The sequence below is a fragment of the Aurantimonas sp. NFXS3 genome, from assembly GCF_049132005.1.
GTDB lineage: Bacteria > Pseudomonadota > Alphaproteobacteria > Rhizobiales > Rhizobiaceae > Aurantimonas > Aurantimonas coralicida.
The window spans coordinates 259,955-280,621 of the sequence record NZ_JAGDDZ010000003.1 but is presented as its reverse complement, the minus strand read 5'-3'; the positions used below and the strand labels follow the sequence as shown (position 1 = coordinate 280,621).

At 67.7% G+C, this 20,667-nt stretch carries 17 protein-coding genes; 8 read left to right on the top strand and 9 right to left on the bottom strand.

All coding sequences use genetic code 11. The annotated features are described in order from the left end of the window. Positions 1–104 precede the first annotated feature (104 nt). On the top strand, positions 105–1,475 hold the full coding sequence (locus J3367_RS11575) for a four-carbon acid sugar kinase family protein (RefSeq protein WP_024350206.1): 1,371 nt from the start codon (positions 105–107) through the stop codon (positions 1,473–1,475). Between the two features lie 24 nt (positions 1,476–1,499). On the opposite strand, the gene nanR is transcribed toward J3367_RS11575, so the two are convergent. The 7 genes from nanR to J3367_RS11540 form a co-directional block, all read right to left on the bottom strand. After that, positions 1,500–2,246, bottom strand: a complete 747-nt coding sequence (nanR, locus tag J3367_RS11570; protein ID WP_421461128.1) for a transcriptional regulator NanR — start codon at positions 2,244–2,246, stop codon at positions 1,500–1,502. A gap of 4 nt (positions 2,247–2,250) precedes the next feature. Next, the gene (locus J3367_RS11565) at positions 2,251–4,047 is read right to left on the bottom strand and encodes a hypothetical protein (protein WP_024350208.1); all 1,797 of its coding nucleotides are present in this window, start codon (positions 4,045–4,047) and stop codon (positions 2,251–2,253) included. Then, positions 4,044–5,063, bottom strand: coding sequence for a Gfo/Idh/MocA family protein (locus J3367_RS11560; protein ID WP_421461125.1), 1,020 nt, complete (start codon positions 5,061–5,063; stop codon positions 4,044–4,046). The genes J3367_RS11565 and J3367_RS11560 overlap by 4 nt, the downstream gene beginning before the upstream one ends. Positions 5,064–5,075: 12 nt before the next feature. Then, positions 5,076–6,146 (bottom strand): ABC transporter permease, encoded by a 1,071-nt coding sequence (locus J3367_RS11555; RefSeq protein ID WP_024350210.1) that lies wholly within the window; start codon positions 6,144–6,146, stop codon positions 5,076–5,078. Beyond that, positions 6,146–7,705, bottom strand: coding sequence for a sugar ABC transporter ATP-binding protein (locus tag J3367_RS11550; protein ID WP_024350211.1), 1,560 nt, complete (start codon positions 7,703–7,705; stop codon positions 6,146–6,148). The genes J3367_RS11555 and J3367_RS11550 overlap by 1 nt, the downstream gene beginning before the upstream one ends. Before the next feature lies 1 nt (position 7,706). Continuing rightward, entirely contained in the window at positions 7,707–8,354 is a 648-nt protein-coding gene (locus J3367_RS11545; RefSeq protein ID WP_024350212.1) for a DUF2291 family protein, read from the bottom strand. 75 nt (positions 8,355–8,429) lie between these two features. Then, positions 8,430–9,374 (bottom strand): D-ribose ABC transporter substrate-binding protein, encoded by a 945-nt coding sequence (locus J3367_RS11540; protein ID WP_024350213.1) that lies wholly within the window; start codon positions 9,372–9,374, stop codon positions 8,430–8,432. 141 nt (positions 9,375–9,515) lie between these two features. Here J3367_RS11540 and oiaX point away from each other — a divergent pair, with 141 nt between their 5' ends. Further along, a complete protein-coding gene (gene oiaX / locus J3367_RS11535) occupies positions 9,516–10,763 on the top strand; it encodes a 3-oxo-isoapionate-4-phosphate decarboxylase OiaX (protein WP_029702964.1) in 1,248 nt (415 codons plus the stop codon). A gap of 74 nt (positions 10,764–10,837) precedes the next feature. Here the strand turns inward: oiaX and J3367_RS11530 are convergent, their stop codons facing one another. After that, entirely contained in the window at positions 10,838–12,229 is a 1,392-nt protein-coding gene (locus J3367_RS11530; RefSeq protein ID WP_024350215.1) for a M20 family metallopeptidase, read from the bottom strand. A gap of 99 nt (positions 12,230–12,328) precedes the next feature. Beyond that, a complete protein-coding gene (locus J3367_RS11525) occupies positions 12,329–13,261 on the bottom strand; it encodes a LysR family transcriptional regulator (RefSeq protein ID WP_024350216.1) in 933 nt (310 codons plus the stop codon). Between the two features lie 106 nt (positions 13,262–13,367). Here J3367_RS11525 and J3367_RS11520 point away from each other — a divergent pair, with 106 nt between their 5' ends. The 6 genes from J3367_RS11520 to J3367_RS11495 are packed head-to-tail and all read left to right on the top strand — an operon-like array spanning position 13,368 to position 20,659. After that, a complete protein-coding gene (locus J3367_RS11520; RefSeq protein WP_024350217.1) occupies positions 13,368–15,209 on the top strand; it encodes a CocE/NonD family hydrolase in 1,842 nt (613 codons plus the stop codon). Between the two features lie 23 nt (positions 15,210–15,232). Further along, positions 15,233–16,777, top strand: coding sequence for an ABC transporter substrate-binding protein (locus J3367_RS11515; RefSeq protein ID WP_024350218.1), 1,545 nt, complete (start codon positions 15,233–15,235; stop codon positions 16,775–16,777). A 51-nt stretch (positions 16,778–16,828) separates the two neighbouring features. Next, positions 16,829–17,746, top strand: coding sequence for an ABC transporter permease (locus J3367_RS11510; RefSeq protein WP_024350219.1), 918 nt, complete (start codon positions 16,829–16,831; stop codon positions 17,744–17,746). A gap of 5 nt (positions 17,747–17,751) precedes the next feature. Continuing rightward, positions 17,752–18,648: an ABC transporter permease gene (locus J3367_RS11505; protein WP_024350220.1), complete on the top strand. Its 897-nt coding sequence runs from the start codon at positions 17,752–17,754 to the stop codon at positions 18,646–18,648. Continuing rightward, positions 18,645–19,676, top strand: a complete 1,032-nt coding sequence (locus tag J3367_RS11500; protein WP_421461118.1) for an ABC transporter ATP-binding protein — start codon at positions 18,645–18,647, stop codon at positions 19,674–19,676. The genes J3367_RS11505 and J3367_RS11500 overlap by 4 nt, the downstream gene beginning before the upstream one ends. Further along, positions 19,673–20,659, top strand: coding sequence for an ABC transporter ATP-binding protein (locus tag J3367_RS11495; RefSeq protein WP_035694797.1), 987 nt, complete (start codon positions 19,673–19,675; stop codon positions 20,657–20,659). The genes J3367_RS11500 and J3367_RS11495 overlap by 4 nt, the downstream gene beginning before the upstream one ends. Positions 20,660–20,667: the final 8 nt, after the last annotated feature.

Genomic DNA, 20,667 nt, shown 5'->3' with positions numbered 1-20,667 from the left:
CCTACACTCCTCCGAGGTCCGACGGGACCTTTCCTAAACTGGTATGATGAGATAATAATAGGACCGAAATGTCAACGCCCGCCACGGGCCTTCGAGGTAGCTTCATGCAAGAGACAGAGCCCGTCACGCCTTGGGTGACGTGGTACGGCGACGACTTCACCGGATCGGCCGCCGTGATGGAAGCGCTGGCCTTCGCGGGCGTGCCGACCGTTCTGTTCAGCGACGTGCCGGACGCCGAACTGCTTGCCCGCTTCAGCGCCTGCCGGGCGATCGGCATCGCGTCCACCGCGCGCAGCCACGGCCCGGAGTGGATGGCGGAGCACATGCCGGCGCCGCTGCAGTTCCTGCACGATCTCGGCGCGCCGCTGCTGCACTACAAGGTCTGCTCGACCTTCGATTCCTCGCCGCAGACCGGCAATATCGGCAAGGCGATCGATCTCGGCCTCGCCATTCGTCCGGCCGACGCGGTGCCGATCCTGACCGCCGCGCCGCAGATGCGCCGCTACCAGGCCTTCGGCCATCTCTTCGCCGGCACCTTCGACGGCGTCTACCGGCTCGACCGGCATCCGGTGATGTCGGACCATCCGGTCACGCCGATGCACGAGGCCGATCTCCTGAAGCATCTGGCCGAGCAGACGTCGCTGCCCTCGGCGCTGATCGACCTGGAGGCACTGTGGTCCGGCCCGCAGCCGCGGCTGGAGGCGGCCCTGCGCGACGGTGCGCGGCTCCTGTCGATCGATTCGATGGAGCCGGCGAGCGAGACGGCGGCAGGCCGGCTTCTGTGGGAAAACCGCGACCGGCTCGGCTTCGTGGTCGGCAGCCAGGGCATCGAATTCGCGCTGCTGCGCCACTGGCTGGAGATCGGCCTGATCGCCCCGGCCGAACCGGCCGGCAGCGCCGGGCGCGTCGACCGGATCGCCGTGATCTCGGGATCGGTGTCGCCGATGACCGGCGCGCAGCTCACCTGGGCCGCCGCCAACGGTTTTGCGCTGCTGCCCTTCGACGCGACGCGCGTCTGCGGTTCGCCGGCGGACCTTGCGGCGGAGGAAGACCGGCTCGTCGCGGCGGCCTGCGAGGCGGCCGCAGATGGCGCCAGCCCGCTGGTCCATTCGGCGCTCGGCAACCAGGACAAGGCGGTCGCGGCCTTCCGGTCGACGGTTTCGCAGAGCGGCCTGACCATCGAGATCGCCAACCGGCGCATCGGTGAGGCCCTCGGCCGGATCCTCGACCGGACGCTGAGCGAGACCGGGATCCGCCGCGCCGTCATCTCGGGCGGCGACACGTCGGGTCACGGCATGCGGCAACTGGGTCTCGACGCGCTGGTCGCCTGCGCGCCGACGATTCCGGGCGCGTCGCTGTCCACCGCCTATGGCAAGGGCGCCCATGACGGGCTGCAGATTGCCCTGAAGGGCGGCCAGATGGGCTCGGAGGATTTCTTCGGCTGGATCAGGGACGGCGGCGGCCCGCGCGGCTGAACCCCAGTCACCGGGCCCGGGCGATCAGCGCGGCGGCGTCCCGCCGTCGCCGAAGCTGTAGAAGTCGAGCGACCGGTTGAGATGGCCGCGCATGGTCTCCACCGCCTTGTCGGGATCGTGCGCGGCGATCACGTCGACGATGCAGTCGTGCTCGGTCAGGGTGATCTCCTCGTTGTTCGACCAGTGCAGCAGCGAGGTGTGGTACTGGAACAGCCAGCGCAGCATGGCGACCGAGACGGCCGAGATGATCGGGTTGGCGACGATGTCGGCGATGCGCGTGTGGAACGCCATGTCGACCTCGATGAACGGCACCGGGTCGCCACCGAGGAGCGAGCGCTGGCGCTGCACCAGTTCGCGCAGTTCTGCGACATCGGCGTCGGTGGCGTTCTCGGCGGCCACTCGGACGATGCCGAGCTCGAACATGCGCCGCGCCTGTTTCAGATGCTCCAGGTTCGACGGCACCGCGTTGAGCAGCAGGCGGGCAATCTCGTCGGTCTGGTCGAGAACCGTGCCGGCAGTGATCTCGTTGACCCGGCTGCGCTCGCCATGGCTGATGGTGATCAGACCGGCATTGTGCAGCGATTGCAGCGCTTCGCGCACCGCCGGTCGGCCGACGCCGAAGCGCTCCATCAGGGCGCGCTCGGAGGGCATGTAGTCGCCGGCGCGCAATTCGCGCGACCGGATCATGTGGCGCAATTTGTCCAGCACCTGATCCGAGAGCTTGCGCCGGACGATCTTTTCGCCCTCCTGGCCTGAATCGAGCTGGAACACCGCTTTACCTCTTCGATCTCGTCGCGCCGCCCTGCCGCAGCGTTGCGCCGACGTCGTCTCTTACCTTCCAACCAAAAGGTGGCAAGTCTTCGAAGGGTTCTAATGTGAGGTTTGCGTCGAACACGGCGCCCGACAGGGCAAGATGGGCGCGTTGTGTGTCCACTTCGCTCGCCACCACCGCCATCCCGGCGCATGCCGCCAGCGCCGCGATCGCTTCGGTCAGGGGCAGGCGGCTGCCGTCCGGCGCGAAGAGGCCGCGCGGTCCATAGAGTTCGGCTGGCGTCCAGACCGAGATCCCCGCCGGGGCCAGCGCGGTGGCGAGCCCCACCGCATAGGCGGCGGCAAATCGGCCGGCATGGCGCGGATCGTCGTCGGCCATGGCGACGCGGCGGCGATCCGGGTTCGGAATGGTGCGGGCGCCATAAGGGTTCTGCCGCATCGCGATGGTCGACGGGCCGATGCGGTAGTCGCGATCGCCGATGATCGCCCGCGCCGAGGCGGTGATGTGGGCGACGGCCTCGAGCGTCTCCATCACGGCGCGGTCGCCGGCGTCGTGGACGATCGGGCACAGCGAATGAACGACGAAGTCGAGCATCTCCACCGGCGGGCGCTTGCGGTTCAGCTCGGGAAAGAAGCTCGCCATGCCGCCGCCCATCAGGGGCACGTCGAACCGGCGGCGTGCGGCGGCATGGATCGCGTCGAGCGGCGGGCAGGGCGGCCAGGCCGATCCGGGCGGCGTCGATTGCCGGTCGACCGACGGGCAGACCATGACGCTGTCCGGCGCAAAGCCCGCAGCGCGCATGGCGTCGGCATAGCCGGCGAGGATCGGGTCCGGATCGACATCCGCATCGCCGCCGAAATCGGCGATCATCTCCAGGTCGAAACCATGGGAGGGCGCGGCGGCCTGAAGGGCGGCGTGGGCGACGAACTGCCCGGCGACATCGCCGAGGCTGGCGTCGACATGGCAGAGCAGGCGCTGCGGCCGGACCGCGTCGAGATCGCCGAGACTGGTAACGGCCCGACGGGCATGGTCGGCGGTAACAAGAATGGCCGTCTGCGGGAACGTCGTTCCGGCGGCCGGCGGTGCGGCGGTCTTCGGCGCGGCTGCCGGGACGCCCGACCATGTCAGGCGCACGGCCTGGCGCAGTTCCTCGCCATCGGCGATGTCGTAGGGCCAGGGCAGGGCGATCGGCCGGTTGTAGGTCTTGAAGGAGGCGTCGCCCCACTGGCGCTGATCCTCCATCTCGAAGGCATCGCCCTCGAAACGGCAGCGGCACTCCTTGCTCGCGACCCGATGGGTGATGCCGGCCATGTCCATGAAGGGCTGCCACGGCGCGATGCGCTGCGGGAAATGGCCCTCCTCGACCTGTCCGTCGGTATGGGTGACGGTGACGGGTGCCCCGGCCTGGCCGGTGATCGGGTGGAGGACCGTGAAGCCGGTGCGGTTGGTTTCGAACCGGCCGCTCGCCTTGCCGACCGCCTCGAAGTCCAGCCCGTCCGGCCGGACGCGGATGGTCAGGTTCACATCGAGCCGTCCCGGCGGGTTGGTGAAGGCGAGGGCGCAGCGGAGCACCAGCGCATCGCCCTCGCGGCTCTCGCGTACCGGACCCATCTCGGGAAACAGCGTGCCCCAGTCGCGGTCGCGGGCGAGGAACGCCACCTGCCGCAGGAGTTCGCGGCCTCCCACGGTCAGGTGGGAGATCGCGCCGTTGCGAAAGGCGAAGGCGACGGGGCCGAGCTCGACGGAACGCGCCGTTTCGAGCGGCTGGTCCGTGCCGTAGAGTTCGACCGGATCGCTCATATGTCGGACAGCCTCACCGTCTCGCCGGTCTCGGCCGAGCGGTAGGCGGCCTGGACCAGCGCCAGGGTCTTCAGATTGTCGGCGCCCGAGGTTTCCGGCTGGGTGCCGGCGTCGATGCAGGCGACGAAATGCTGCTGGATGATCCGCACGCTCTCCTGGATGTTATGCCAGGGACGCTCGGCCCAGGGCAGGACGGGCGGCGACACGTCGGTCACGGTCTCGTCGCCACCGGTCTGGACAACCAGGCTGTAGCCGGCGTCGAGCCGCAGCGTGCCCTCGGTGCCGTCGATCTCCAGCAGCGACTGCGGAAAGGTCTCCGGCGTGCGGCGGGTGGCATAGGAGCAGTCGACGACGGAGGTCACGCCGCCTTCGTGGGCGAGCAGCATGGTGGCCACGTCCTCGCCCTTGATCTTCGGATTGACCCGCTTCGTGGTCGCCGCGATACGCTCGACATCACCGAACAGCGCCCGCGAGATGTCGAGGATGTGGATGCCCAGATCCTCGATGATGAAGCGCTCGCCTTCGGCCAGATAGGGCTGGCCGGAATAGACGTCGTAGCCCGAACGGAAGGCGACGCGGCCGAAGAAGGGCGTGCCGATCGCGCCGCTGCGTACGGTCTCGATGGCCTTGCGCACGGCCGACTGCCAGCGGAAGTTCTCGTGCACCATCAGCGTGCGGCCGGCGGCCTCGACGGCGGCCACCATGGCGCGGGCGTCGTCCATCGTCTCGGCGAAGGGCTTCTGGCAGATGACGTGGCAGCCGGCGCCGGCAGCCATCTCGACCAGCGGCCGGTGGCTCTGGACGGTCGTCGCGATGTCGACGAAGTCCAACTCCTCGGCCGCGAACATTGCCGCCGCGTCGGTATAGGTGCGGGCGATGCCGAAGGTCTCGGCGGTGGCGGCGAGCCGCTCGGGATCGCGGTCGCAGAGCGCCACGATCTCCGCGCCGTCGATGTCGCGCCAGGCATGCAGCTGGTTCTGTGCAAAGAAGCCGCAGCCGATCAATGCGCCTTTCATGGGGTACTCTCCTTACTTGCCGAGGGCCGCCTGGGCCTGCAGGGCGACGCGGCTCTGGACGCGCTGCTGGGCCTGGTCGATGACCACGGCGGCGATGATGACGAGACCCTTGATCACGGTCTGCCAGAAGGCCGAGACGCCCATCATCACGAGGCCGTCCGACAGGACGCCGATGACGAAGGCGCCGATGATGGTGCCGCCGATCTTGCCGCGCCCGCCCGACATGGACGTGCCGCCGAGCACCGCCGCGGCGATGGCGTTGAGCTCGAAGGTGTCACCGGTGGCCGGATGGGCGGCGACGAGCTGCGAGGCGATGATGATGCCCACCAGCGCGGCGCAGAAGCCCGAGAACATGTAGACGAAATACTTGACCCGGTTGACCTTCACGCCGGACAGGGCCGCGGCCTTCTCGTTGCCGCCGACGGCATAGATGTAGCGGCCGAGCGGCGTGCGCTTGGCGATATAGGCGGCGACGCAGCCCACCGCGATCAGCATCCAGATGGAGATCGGAATGCCGAGGAAGTCGCCGGCGCCGATCATCCGGAAGGTGTCCGAGCCGTATTCGGCGTTGCCGTTGAGGTTGGGGAAGGTCCGGCCGTCCGAGGACAGCATGGCGGCACCGCGGGCGACATAGAGCGTGCCCAGCGTCGCGATGAAGGGCGCGACGTTGAGCTTGGTTATGAGGAACCCGTTGATCGCCCCGACGGCCACGCCGACGACGATGACCAGGAGGCAGATCTCGATCGTGTTGAACTGGATCGACCAGCCAAGCCCCAGATCGATGCCGTTGAGGATCAGCCAGCCGGCGACCATGCCGCACAGGCCGACGATCGAGCCCACCGACAGGTCGATGCCGCCGGAGACGATGACGAAGGTCATGCCGATGGCGAGGAAGGCGTTGAGCGCGACGTGCTTCGACATGATGACCATGTTCGCCGTCGACAGGAAGTTCGGCGCGGCGAAGGCGAAGAAGACGAAGACGAGGATCAGCGCGATGAAGGTGCGCGCCTTCAGGATGACGAGCAGCATCGAGGTGCTGTCCATCTCCCGGCGGGGAACGGCGGTGGCGGTCTGGGCGGTCATCACGAGGCCTCCTTGAAGGCGGAACTGGGTGCGTGGTCGGGGGCGTGCCCCATTGCCGAAGCCTCGACGAGCGCCGTTTCGGTCGCCTCGTCCTTGCTGAACTCGCCGGTCACCCGGCCGTTCGACATCACCAGGATCCGGTCGGACAGCGACATCACCTCTTCGAGGTCCGAGGTGACGAAGACGATGCCGAGGCCGTCGGCGGCCAGCTTGCGCATGACGCGGAACACCTCGGCCTTGGCGCCGATGTCGATGCCGCGGGACGGCTCGTCCATGAGCAGGATCTTCGGGTCGGTCATCAGCGCCTTGGAGATGACGACCTTCTGCTGGTTGCCGCCCGACAGCGAGGAGACCTCGTGCTCGGGGGAGGCGATCTTGATGGTCATGCGGCGGATGAAGTCGGCGACGGTCTCGGCCTCGCGCTTCAGCGACATGTGGATGCCGCGGGTGAAGGCGCCGAGGCTGGACAGCGTCATGTTCTCGCGGATCGACAGGATCTGCACGAGCCCGTCCTGCTTGCGGTCCTCGGGAATGAGGGCGAGGCCGCGGGCAATCCGGTCGGAGACGCCGCGCTTGGCCAGGTGCTCGCCGCGCATGAAGAAGGAGCCGGCATAGTCGCGCTGCTGCCCGATGATGCATTCGAGCAGTTCCGAGCGCCCGGCGCCCATCAGGCCGTAGACGCCGAGGATCTCGCCCTCGCGCAGCGAGAAGGAGACGTCGTCCACGGCCAGTCCGCCGCTCTTGTTGGGCAGCGAGATATGCTCGGCCCGGAAGATCTCGGCGCCGTAATCGTGCTCGACCTCCTTGGCGAAATCCTTCGAGGCCTCGCCGATCATGTTGCGCACGATCCAGGGCACGTCGACGCCGTCCATCGAGCGGGCGCCGGTGATGGCGCCGTCGCGAAGGACCGTGATGTAGTCGCCGACGCGGATCAGCTCTTCCAGCCGGTGCGAGATGTAGACGATACCGACGCCGTTGGCCTTCAGATCGGCGATGACCCGGAACAGGATCTCCACCTCGGAGGCCGACAGCGCCGAGGTCGGCTCGTCGAGGATCAGGATGCGGGCGTTCTGCGCCAGGCTCTTGGCGATCTCGACGATCTGCTGCTGGCCGACCTTGAGGTCGCCGACCAGCGTGTCGGGGTCGATGTCGTGCTCCAGCCGGCGCAGGAGGCGGCGGGTTTCCTCGCGCTGCGCGGCCATGTCGATGTCGACGCCGGCACGGGTCTTTTCGCGCGCGATGAAGATGTTGTCGCTGACCGACAGGTTGGGGAAGAGGTTGAGCTCCTGGAAGACGATGCCGATGCCGTGGCGAGCGGCCTCGTCGGTCGAGCGGAACACCCGTTCCTCGCCGTCCATCAGGATGGTGCCCTGGGTCAGCTGCTCGACGCCGGCGATGACCTTCATCATCGTCGACTTGCCGGCGCCGTTCTCGCCGACCAGCACGTTCACGGCGCCCATATAGAGGTCGAAATCGACGTCCTTGAGGGCGACCGTGCCCGGATAGACCTTCAGGCCGTTGCGGATCGACAGGCCGATCGGATGGGCAGCGTCGGCCATCTCACTCTCCGATCTGGAGCTGGGTCGGGACCAGCTCGACCGATTGCGCGTTGCCCTTCAGCGCGATGACGCCCTCGAAACGGGCGGTCTGGCCGACCACGTCGCCCTCGGGAAGCGTCAGCCGCGAATGGGCGACGGCGTTCAGCGCATTGGCGAGCTTGGCGAATTCGATCTGGTCGCGGAAATCGGTGAAGACGATGAACGGCATGGCGTCGCGCAGCGCCGTGCCGCGGATGATCGGTCCGAGCTGGACCGTGACGTCGCCCTTGCCGTCGCCGTCGGTGTCGACCTGCAGCTTGGCCGCGCGGCTCTTCAGCTTGGCTTCGACGATCTTGCCCTCGCCGGAGACGGCGAAGTTCCACGGGCTGGTCTCGCCGTCGCGGGGAAAGCCGTATTGTTCGCCGGCGGCGTCGGGATCGCTGGCCATGGCGGCGCGCAGATCGGTCAGCGGCACGACGTGGCTGGCGATCTCCGGCATGACCTTCGGCTCCCATGCCTCTTCGGCATAGGCCGCCATGCGGGTCTCGTCGGTCGCGGCGACCGCGGCGCCTTCACCGGCGGTCTTCTCGGATTCCCAGACGATGGTGAAGCCGCAGAGGCAGAGGACCGAGGCGGCGAGAATGGTGGTGCGGATGGTTCTGTTGCGCATGGCAGGCCTGCCCCTGAACGGTGATGTGCCTGGCACGATGGCCAGGCACGAGCGTGTCTTGGGAGACGAGTAGCGTCAGTCGGCGAGCGCGAAGGTCTCGAGCTTGTCGGCGTTGCTCTCGTCGATCAGCACGCAGTCCATGAGCTGCTTCTCCGGCTGGCCGGTGGAGCCCGTGGTCAGGTACTGGTCGGCCTGCTCGACGGCGAGCTGGGCCTGGCGATAGGCCGGCTGCAGCACGGTGGCCTTGATGCCGCCCTTCTTGATCGAGTCGCGCACGTCGTTGGAACCGTCGAAGCCGACGAGGATGACGTCGGTGCGGCCGGCCGCTTCCAGCGCAGCCCAGGCGCCCATCGCCATGGTGTCGTTGCCGGAGATGACGCCCTGGATGTCCGGATTGGCCTGGAGGATGGTCTCCATCTTCTCGTAGGCTTCGGTCTGCGACCAGTTGGCGGACTGCTGCGCCACCATCTTCATGTCCGGATACTGGTCGATGATGTCGTGATAGCCCGAGGACCGGATGCCGGCATTGGTGTCGGCTTCGCGGCCGAGCAGCTCGACGTAATTGCCTGCCTCGCCCATCAGCTCGACGAACTTCTCGGCACCGAGCTGCGCGCCCTGGTAATTGTTGGAGACGATCTGGCTGACGGCGATGCCGCTTTCCTTGATCTCGCGGTCGATCAGGAAGGACGGGATGCCGGCTTCCTTGGCACGGCGTACGGGCGCGACGGAGGCGTCGGCGCCGGCATTGTCGAGAATGATCGCCTTGGCGCCGCGCGCGATCGCCGTGTCGTACATTTCCGACTGCTTGTTCGGGTCGTCGTCATGGACGAGGACGAGGGTCTCGTAGCCGAGTTCCTGGGCGCGCTTTTCGGCGCCGACGGCCTCGGCCTTGAAGAACGGGTTGTCATGGCTCGGCGTGATGATGGCAATCAGGCCCTTGTCCTGGGCGAATGCCGGCATCGCGATCAGGCTGGCAGCGCCAGCCAGCGCGGAAATGAGAATACGACGGTTCAACAGCATGAAAGGCTCCTCCCGATCATTCGTGGCACCCGGTGCGGATGCCCTCCTCCCTAGATCGGCCCGAAGCTTGAGAGATCGTCATTACTATGTCAACAGGTATGATGAGTATTTGAGATGGCGTGCGACAAGAAGGATAATGCGATGGCGGACGACATGATCAGGGTGACCTATCGCATCGAATGCGCCGGCGACGTCGAGGCGATGGCCGCCAAGATCGCGTCGGACCAGTCGACCGGCACCTTCACCGAACTGCCGACAGAGACCGAGGCCGTGCGCGCCCGCTGCGCCGCCCGCGTCGAGCAGGTCACGCCGCTCGAGCCGCTGGCCGTCCCGTCGATTCCCGATCCGGCAGGGCAGGGCCCGTATCACCGCGCCGACGTCACCATTGCCTATCCGCTGGAGGCCGTCGGCACCGACATCGCCGCGCTGATGACGATCACCATCGGCGGCGTCTTCGCGGTCAAGGGCGTCACCGGCATCCGCGTGATGGACATCGACCTGCCGCAGGCCTGGGCGTGCCATCCCGGGCCGCAATTCGGCATCGCCGGCTCGCGCCGGCTGATGGGCGTGGAGGCGGGACCGATGATCGCCTCGATCATCAAGCCGTCGCTGGGGCTTCTGCCGGACGAGACCGCCGCGGTCGTCGCCGATCTCTGCGCCGCCGGCGTCGATTTCATCAAGGACGACGAGAAGCTGATGAGCCCGGCCTATTCGCCGCTCGAGCAGCGCATCGCGGCCATCATGCCGGTGATCCGGGATCACGAGCAGAAGACCGGCAAGCGGGTGATGTACGCCTTCGGCATTTCGTCGGCCGATCCCGACACGATGATGCGCAACCATGACCGCGTGGTCGAGGCCGGCGGCAACGCCGCCGTCGTCAACATCAACTCCATCGGCTATGGCGGCATGAGCTTCCTGCGCAAGCGCTCGGCGCTGTGCCTGCATGCCCACCGTAATGGCTGGGACATCCTGACCCGCCATCCGGGGCTGGGTCTGGAATTCCGGGCCTATCAGAAGATCTGGCGGCTGCTCGGCGTCGACCAGTTCCAGATCAACGGCATCCAGGCGAAATACTGGGAGCCGGACGAGAGCTTCGTGCGCTCCTTCGAAGACTGCATGACGCCGATCTTCTCCGAGGCCGACCGGCCGCTGCCCGTCGTCTGTTCGGGCCAGTGGGGCGGGCAGGCGGTCGAGACCTATGAGCGCACCGGCCGCACGCTCGACCTGATGTATCTCGGCGGTGGCGGCATCCATGGCCATCCGATGGGGCCGGCCGCCGGCGTGCGCGCCATCCGCCAGGCCTGGGACGCGGCGGCCGAGGGCCTGTCGCTGGCCAACAAGGCGCGGGACCATCCCGAACTGGCCGCTTCGCTGACCAAATGGGGCTGAGCGCCCCGTATCCGCGCTGACATGCGAAGGAGGCAGGGCCGGGCAGCAGGCTCCCGGCCCTCTTTCGTGACGTCCTACCGTTCGACGGCGGGTGCGTTCTCGCCGAGGTCCCAATAGAGACCGGCCATCATCGCCAGGCCCTCGCGCACGATGCCGGTGGGCACATGCTCGTTGGGCGCATGCTGGGAACAGCCCGGATAGGAATGCGGCACCCAGATGGTGCGCATGCCCAGGACTTCGGAGAAGGCGTCGTTGGGCAGCGAGCCGCCGAGATTGGGCAGGATCGCCGGCCTGGCGCCGGTCGTCTTGGCGATGGAATCCACTGCCCAGCCGACCCAGGCGTCGTCGGGATCGAGGCGCGTCGCCTTGAAGATGCCGTCGCTGGTCAGGCCGATCTGCACCATGCCGAGGCCCTGCCGGTCGAGATGGCGGCGGATCGCCGGCATCACCGCCTGCGGATCGATGCCGACGACGTAGCGCAGCTGCATCCGGGCCCAGGCTCGCGGCGGGATGGCATTGACCGGCGTCTTCGGATTGCCGGCCTCGAAAGCCAGGACTTCCAGGGCGCACCAGCCGAAGACCCGCTCCGACGGCGTCAGGCCCGGCTCGCCCCAGTCCCGCTCGATGATCTTGCCTTCCTCGCCGGCGGTGATGTCGCAATCGGCCAGCACCCGGCGTACCGCATCCGGCACATGGGTCGGCACCATCTCGCGAATGCGGATCTGGCCGGTCGGCCCCACCAGGCTGGCGATGGCGTGGGAGAGCTGCACCGCCGGGTTGGAGAGGAGGCCGCCCCAATTGCCCGAATGCCGGCCGCCCTCGCGGGCGTCGATCCAGATGTCGAAATTCACGCCGCCGCGTGAGCCGAGAAAGATTGTGGGCCGGTCGGCCGTCAGGCGCGGACCATCGGACGCGATCAGGACGTCGGCTTTCAGCCGGTCGCGATATGTGTCGCAAACCGCATGCAGGCCGGGCGAGCCGACTTCCTCGCCCATTTCGATCAGATATTTGGCGTTGAAGCCGAGGCGGCCGCGGGTTTCCAGCACCGCTTCCAGCGCGGCGAGATTGATGCCGTGCTGGCCCTTGTTGTCGACGACGCCGCGGCCGTACCAGCGATCGCCGCGATCGGTCACCGACCAGGGCGACAGGCCGTCTTCCCATTCGGCATCGAGACCGCGGATGACGTCGCCATGGCCGTAGCCAAAGACGGTCGGCAGCGCCGGGTCTTCAATCCGCTCGGCGATCAGGAACGGGCCCGGCGCGCTGTCGTCGGTGACGATCTCGGTGGTGAAGCCGAGCTTCTCCAGCGCCGGGGTCATCTCCTCTTCGAGATAGCGCAGCAGTTCCGCCCGCCGCTCGGGGTTCTGGCTCTCGGTCGGCATGGCCACGCGGCGTGCGAGTTCGGCGCGGAAACGACCGGAATCGAACGATTCCTGGGCAAGGGCGATGGCGGCGTCACGACTCACGGGCAGATCTCCTCCTCGACTTCGCGCGAAGCCTCGCCACCGGGCGCTCCCGCGTCAAATGCCAAAAACACAAGTGAGCTTGCGCCCCGCGCATGAACGTCAGGCCGGCTTATCTTCGGATTCGAGCCATTGCTGGTTGGCCAGCGCGGCTTCCTCGATCGCTGCGGACCGCACGAGCGAGGTCAGCCGGTTGATCGTCGGCGTGCGGGCCTGCCATTTCGGCAGGATGAACACGTAATGCAGTTCGATTGCCGGCTCGAACGGGCGGATCACCATGCCGGGCTTGAGGCTCGAGCGGGCGACGAAGCCGTCGGCGACGGCGACGCCGACGCCGAGACCGGCGAGTTCGCAGGCGACGATGCCGTTCGGTGTTTCCAGCCGGATCGTCGGCGTGGCGTCGATCTTGCGAAACGCGGCGTCCAGGGATTGCCGCATGACGGTACGCGGCGCGTTGGCGATCAGCGGCAGGTCGCGCAGATCCTCGGCGTGGATCCGGCGGCGCCCGGCCAGCGGGTGATCGTGGCGCATGACGGCGACGGCGCGGATCGAGGCGATCGGCTCGATGTCGATGGCGTCATTGTCCATCGGCAGGACGGTGATGCCCAGATCGAACTGCTCGCGGCCGAGCCATTTCTCGATGTCGAGACGCGAACGCGAATCGATGGCGGCGGTGAAGCCGGGGTCTTCCGCCGTCATCGTCGCGATGGCATCCCCCAGAAGCGCGCCGGTGATGTTCGGGGCGGTCAGGATGCGCACATGCCGGCGCTGGCGCGCCTTGACCCGCTGCGCCGCGTGCATGGCTTCGTCGAGGCTGTAGAGCGCGTGCTCCACATGGCTGTAGAATTCGCGCGCCTCGGTGGTTGGCACCAGCCGGCGCTTCGTGCGAGTGAACAGCGCGAAGCCGACCTCGTCCTCCAGCGCGGCCAGAAGCCGGCTGACCTGCGGCTGCGTGCGGTGCAGACGTTCGGCGGCCCCGTTCAGCGAACCGCCCTCCATGAAGGCGCGCAAGGCTTCCAGACCCTTCAGATTCACCGGTTCACTCCATTCGCTTTGCGCATGAGATCTTGCGAAGATCGAAATTGACGCATGGCACAGGCCCCGTACGCTGACCACCCTGAGAGGCGCGTACGGAGTTCCGATGTCTGATAGCGATACGAAAGGTGACGCCTGGCGAAAGCCGCCGTCGCGCTATCGGGACGAGCGCCCCGCGCAGTTCGCGCTGCCGGCCCGGCCGGCCTCCTGCTACATCGAGATGCGCGATGGCTGCCGGATCGCCGCCGACATCTACCTGCCGGAAGGGCCGGAACGGCCGGACCGCATTCCCACCATCCTGATCCTGACGCCCTATTACCGCCGGTTCGCGCTGCGGGACGGGGCCTCCGCCGACACCGAGCCCAGCCCCAACGCGGCGCGCTACCGCGATGCCTTCGTGCCGCGCGGCTATGCGGTGGTGGTGGTCGACGTGCGCGGCACCGGCGCCAGCTTCGGCACCCGCGACAGTTTCCGCTCCCCAGCCGAGCGCGAGGATTTCCGCGAGATCGCCGACTGGATCGTCGCCCAGCCCTGGTCGGACGGCACCATCGGCTCGACCGGTATTTCCTATCTCGGCGCGGCCGCCTGTTTCCTCGCCAGTACCGGCCATCCGGCGGTGAAGGCGATCGCGCCGCTCTTCGCGGTCTGGAACACCTGGGTCGATCACCTCTATCCGGGTGGCGTGCTCTTGAACAAACTGGCGGCGAGCTACGACGACATCATGGTCGGGCTCGACCATGACCGCCGCGACGTGCTGGCGAACCAGCCCTATTTCGACAATCCGGACTTTGCCGGTCCGCAGCCGGTGGACGAGGACGGCGACGGCACGCTCTGCCGTGCAGCGGTGCGCGAACATCTCGGCAATTTCCACATGCCGGACTTCATCGGCGAGTTTCCCTTCGCCGACGACCGGCTGCCCTACGATCCGTCCTTCGGGGCGCACTGCTTCAGCCCCTACCATTACGCCGCCGACATCGCGCCGGACGTGGCGATCTACTCGATTTCGGGCTGGATGGACGGGGCCGGCTTCGCCAATGGCGCCATCGCCCGCTATCGGTCGCTCCCCAATCGCCGGCAGCATCTGCTATTGGGTCCGTGGGACCATGGCGCCCGCACCAATGTGTCGCCCTGGCGGGATCACACCGCTCCGGACTTCGACGTCCTGGCCGGAGTGCTGCGGTTCTTCGACGAATATCTGATGGGCCTCGACACCGGGCTGAAGGACGAGGCGCCGATCCACTATTTCTCCATGCACGAGGAAGTCTGGCAGGCCGCCGACGCATGGCCGCCGCATCAACAGCGGCAGGTCCTGCATCTGGACGAGGGCGGTCGTCTGGCCTCCGCAAGGGGCGTTGCCGGCGAGGACGCCTACCAGGTGGACTATACCGTCGGCACCGGCAACGACACGCGCCATGAGCGCCTCGCCGCCCTCAACACCACCGATTATTACGCCGACTGGCAGGGCCGCGACGCGGCGATGCAGTCCTATACCAGCGCGCCGCTCGAAGCCGCCGCGCGCATGTCCGGCCATCCGGTGGTCGACCTGTCCATCGCGTCCAGCGAGGGCGACGCGGTGATTCACGTCTATCTGTCGGAGGTCGAGGCCGACGGCACCGTTCGCTACGTCACCGAGGGGGTGCTGCGGGCCCTGCACCGGCACGAGATGCCGGCGCCGGCCGATCAGGACTGGTCGTGGCCCTATCGCGATTTCAGCCGGGCCAGCGCCGTACCGATGGTGCCCGGCAAGCCGGCGCGGATGCGCTTCGCGCTGCTGCCGACGTCGTGGACGTTCGGCGCCGGAAGCTGCATCCGCCTTTCGATCGCCGGTGCGGACTGCGATCATTACGTGCAGCTGCCGCACGGGCGACCGCCCCTTTTGACGATCGTTCGAGGCGGAACCGGCGGGTCGCTGGTCGAACTGCCGATGACGGCGAGCCAGCCGCGATGAGGAAACCAGGAGAGGGAAGCACGATGAAGACGCTGAGAAATACCCTGATGGCCGCCTGCGCGATGACGCTCGCGGCCTCGCCGGCCTTGGCCGGCAAAGACAACGACACCTTCGTCTGGGCGACATCCACCGAGATGGATACCCCCGACCTCTATTACGGCAACCAGCGCGAGGCGCTGATCACCGCCTACGCCCAGTGCGACAGCCTGATCCACCGCGACCCGGAGACCAACGAGTACCAGCCGCTGCTGGCGACGAGCTGGGAATGGGTCGACGACAAGACGCTGGAGATGGACCTGCGCGAAGGCGTCAAGTTCCACGACGGCACCGATTTCGACGCCCAGGACGTGGCCGACACGCTGAACCATGTCGCGGCGCCCGACAGCGACATGAAGATCCGCGTGATCGTCGACTGGATCGACAATGTCGAGGTGGTGGACGACCACAAGGTCCGCATCCATGCCAAGGCGCCGACGCCGGCGGCCTTCGAATATCTGTCCGGCACCTCGCCGATCTATCCGGCCGGCCATTACGACAGCGCGCCGGAAGTGCCGGGTGCCGACGGCACGACGCGCCGCGACTGGGGCGCCGTCAACCCGGTCTGCACCGGGCCCTACAAGCTGACCGACTACCAGGCCGGCCAGTCGCTGACCCTGGAGCTCAACCCGGATTATTTCGAGGGCAGCCCGAAGGGCAAGCCGTCCATCGGCAAGATCATCTACCGGACCATCAAGGACCCCGAGACCCAGATCGCCGAGGTCGTCACCGGCGGCGTCGACTGGATCTGGGGCGTGCCGCCCGAGAATGCCGGCATGCTCAATGACATGGACAACCTCACCGTCGTCTCGGCGCCGACCATGCGCATGTCGTTCCTGGCGCTGGACGCCGCCGGCCGCACCGGCGAGACGCCGATGACCGACATCCGCGTGCGTCAGGCCATCGCCCATGCCATCGACCGCGAGGCGATCACCGAGAACCTCGTCGGCGAAGGCTCGACGGTGCAGAAATCCATGTGCGTGTCGGTGCAGTTCGGCTGCGAGACCGATGTCACCCAGTACCCCTACGATCCGGAGAAGGCCAAGGCGCTGCTGGCCGAGGCGGGCTACCCCGATGGCTTCGAGGTTCCGTTCCACGCCTATCGCGACCGGCCCTATTCGGAAGCGGTGCTGAACTATCTGCGCGCCGTCGGCATCAAGGGTGACCTGCAGTTCCTGCAGTGGCGGGCCCTGCGTCCGCTGATCGCCGGCGACGAGACCCAGATCGCGCATCTGACCTTCGGCTCCAACGGCATGCTCGATGCCTCGGCCTCGACCGGCTACTACTTCCAGTTCGGGCCGGACGACTACGCCCGCGACGAGGAAGTGCGCGACTGGCTGACGGAAGCCGAGACGACCACGGATACCGAGGCCCGCAAGGCGCTCTACTCCAAGGCGCTCAAGAAGATCGCGGATGAAGCCTATTACATCCCGCTCTTCATCTATGGCCGGACCTACGCCTTCAACAAGGACCTGGACTATCCGGTGACCCCCGACGAGATGGCGCATTTCTATCTCGCCAAGTGGAAATAACCAGCGTCCGCCGGGGAGCGTCAGGCTCCCCGGCCACCGACCCGAGGCTCAATGCTCTTCTTCATTCTCAAACGCCTGCTGGTGACGTTTCTCGTGGTGGCTGTCACCTCGGTGATCGCCTTCCTGCTCGTCCACATGTCCGGCGATCCCGCGGCGGCGATGGCCGGCGAGGGGGCTTCGGCCAGCGACATCGCGGCGGTGCGTGAACTCTTCGGCTTCGACCGCCCGCTGATCCTGCAATATCTCGACTGGATCGGCCGTCTCCTGCAGGGCGATTTCGGCCGCTCCTATTACCTGCGCATGGACGTTGTGGATGTCCTGGCCGAGCACGTGCCGGTCACTGCAACACTGGGCGTCCTGGCGCTGACCTTCGCGCTGGCGCTCTCCATTCCGCTCGGCGTCCTGGCGGCGCTGCGCCCCAACACAATGATCGACCGCATCTCGCTGTGGCTGGCGGTCGCTGGCCAGGCGCTGCCGTCCTTCCTCTTCGCGCTCGGCCTGATGTATCTCTTCGGCGTCTATCTGCGCTGGCTGCCGATCTCCGGCGATTCCACCTGGGCGCATTTCATCATGCCCTCGGTGGCGCTCGGCTATTACGCCACCCCGGCGATCATGCGCCTGACCCGCTCCGGCATGCTCGACGTCATGCAGGCCGACCATGTGCGCACGGCCCGCGCCTATGGCCTGACGCCCTGGCGGGTCGTGGTGCGCCATGGCCTGCGCCACGCCATTGTGCCGGTGGTCTCGCTCGCCGCGGTCCAGCTCGGCTTCATGCTGGGCGGCTCGATCGTCATCGAGACGATCTTTTCCCTCAAGGGCATCGGCCATCTCGCCTGGGAGTCCATCCAGCGCGCCGACATCGAGGTGATCCAGGCGATCCTGCTGCTGATCGCCGTCGCCTACGCGATCCTGACCCTCGTCGCCGACCTCCTCAACGCGGCCCTCGATCCGCGGATCCGCATCTCGTGAGTTCCATGCCCCCAGTCACCCACGCTCCGCCTCTCCAGATCGCGGTCTCGCCGACCCGCGTGGCCGTCGGCCGCGCCCTCCGGCATGGCAGCTTCTGGGTCGGCGGGCTGATCATCCTCGTCATCTTCCTGGCCGCCATGTTCGCGCCGTGGCTGACGCCCTACGATCCGTCGATCCAGGATCTCGGCCAACGCTTCGTCGCGCCGGTCTGGGCCGAGGGCGGCAGCTGGGCGCATCCGCTGGGCACCGACGGGCTCGGCCGCGACTACCTCACGCGGCTCCTCTTCGGCGCCCGCATCTCGCTGATGATCGGCTTCCTGACCATTCTCATCTCCGGCACCATCGGCACCGCCATGGGCGTCGCCGCCGGCTACTGGGGCGGCTGGGTCGATCTGGTGGTCAATTTCATCATCACCATCCGCCTGACGCTGCCGGTCGTCCTCGTCGCGCTGGTCGTCGTGGCGCTGGTCGGCAGCTCTTTGTCGCTGCTGGTCATGGTGATCGGGCTTCTGCTCTGGGATCGCTTCGCTATCGTCATGCGCAGCGCCACCCAGCAGCTGGCCTCGCGCGAATACATCACCTCGGCACGCACCATCGGCAGCTCCACCAGCCGCATCCTGATCCGGGAGATCCTGCCCAACATCATGGGGCCGCTGATCGTCGTCGCCTCGATCGAGCTGGCCCACGCCATCCTCCTGGAGGCAGCGCTGTCCTTCCTCGGCCTCGGCGTCCAGCCGCCGAACGTGTCCTGGGGGCTGATGGTGGCCGAAGCCAAGAGCCAGCTCCTGTTCCGCCCCTGGATGATCGCCGTGCCGGGTGCCGCGCTGGTGCTGCTGATCTTCGCGATCAATCTCGTCGGGGATGCCCTGCGCGATGTCACCACGCCGGAGGGCAAGGCATGAGCATGACCGCCCCCATCCTCGAAGTGACCGGCCTCAAAGTCGAGATCCCCGTCCGCGACACCGTGCTGCGCCCTGTCCGCGGCATCGACATCAGCGTCGCCAAGGGCGAGACCGTTGCCATCGTCGGGGAATCCGGCTGCGGCAAGAGCCTGACGGCGCTGGCCATCATGGGCCTCCTGCCGCGCCAGGCGAAGCTGACCTCCGAGCGCATCGACCTCAACGGCGAATCCCTGAGCGAGGCCTCGCCGCGGCGCTGGCGCAAGCTGCGCGGCGACCGCATCGCCATGATCTTCCAGGATCCGATGACGGCCCTCGATCCCTGCTACCGGATCGGCGACCAGATGGCCGAGATCCTGAGGCAGCACCGCAAGGTCTCGCGCAGCGCCGCCCGCGAGCGCTCGCTGGAGCTCCTGCGCAAGGTCGGCATTCCGTCGCCCGAGGAGCGGCTGACCCAGTATCCGCACCAGCTTTCCGGCGGCCTGCGCCAGCGCGTGATGATCGCCATGGCGCTGCTGTGCGAGCCCGAACTGATCATCGCGGACGAGCCCACCACGGCTCTCGACGTGACCATCCAGGCCCAAATCCTGCGGCTGTTGCGCGACATCCAGCGCGAGACCGGCATCGGCCTGATCCTGATCACCCACGATCTCGGCGTGGTTGCCGGCATGGCCGACCGCATCGTCGTGATGTATGGCGGCGAGGTCGTCGAGGCGGGGACCTGCGACGAGGTGCTTGCCCGCCCGCTGCACCCCTATACCGAGGGCCTGATGCGCTCGATCCCGGTGCCGGGCGAGACCCGGCGCGGCGAGACGCTGGGTTTCATTCCGGGCGTCGTGCCGCGCCAGACCGGCGACCTGACGCGCTGCGGCTTCCTGGAGCGCTGTCCCTATGCCCATGCGCCCTGCGCCGAAGGGCCGATCGCGCTGCGCGATGCCGGCGGCGGCCATCTGATGCGCTGCGTCCTGCCGGCCGACGGCAGCGGACGCGATCCCGAAGCCTGGACACGGCAGTCGGAGGCAAGCTCATGACCGAGACCGTTCTCAGCATGCGCGGCGTCACGCGCGACTATGCCGTCGGCGGCGCCTTCCGCAAGAAGGCAACCCTGCGGGCCCTGCGCGGCATCGATCTCAGCGTCGACCGCGGCCGCACGCTCGGCCTCGTCGGGGAATCGGGCTGCGGCAAGAGCACGCTCGCCCGCATCCTCCTCGGCATCGAGGACCCGACCGCGGGGACCGTGCTGGTCTCCGGCCGGCCGATCCAGGACTATGAGCGTCTGGCTCGGGCCCGGCTGATCCAGCCGGTGTTCCAGGATCCCTATTCCTCGCTCAATCCGCGCATGTCCGTCGAGGCGATCATCGGCGCGCCGCTGAAGGTGCGCGGCGAGGGGACGGCTGCCTCGCGGCGCGCGCGCGTCCACGAAATGGCGGGCGAGGTGGGACTGCCGCGGCATCTGGTCGAGGCCTATCCCAGCCAGCTCTCCGGCGGCCAGCGCCAGCGCGTCGCGATCGCCCGGGCGCTGATCGGCGAGCCTGAAATCCTGATCTGCGACGAGCCGACCTCGGCCCTCGACGTCTCGGTGCAGAGCCAGATCCTCAATCTGCTGCACCGGCTGAAGCAGGAACTGAACCTGACGATGATCCTGATCAGCCACAACCTGGCCGTGGTGCACCACCTCGCCGACGAGGTGGCGGTGATGTATCTCGGCCAGATCGTCGAGCGCGGCGACGCCGACGCCATCTTCGAGCGGCCCTGCCATCCCTATAGCGATGCCCTCTTGAAGGCGGTGCTGCCGCCGCGCGCCGGCGCCCGACTGCCCGAACTCGGGCTCGAGGCCGAGTTCCCCAGCCCGGTCAATCCGCCCTCCGGCTGCGCCTTCCATCCGCGCTGCCCCAAGGCCGACGCGCTGTGCGCCGAGGTCGATCCGAACCCTGCCGGCATCGACCCGGTCTTTCGCTGTCACCACCCGAACAATTTCGGCGCCGCGGCGCATCCCGCGCGCGCGGCAGGCTGAAGGGACCG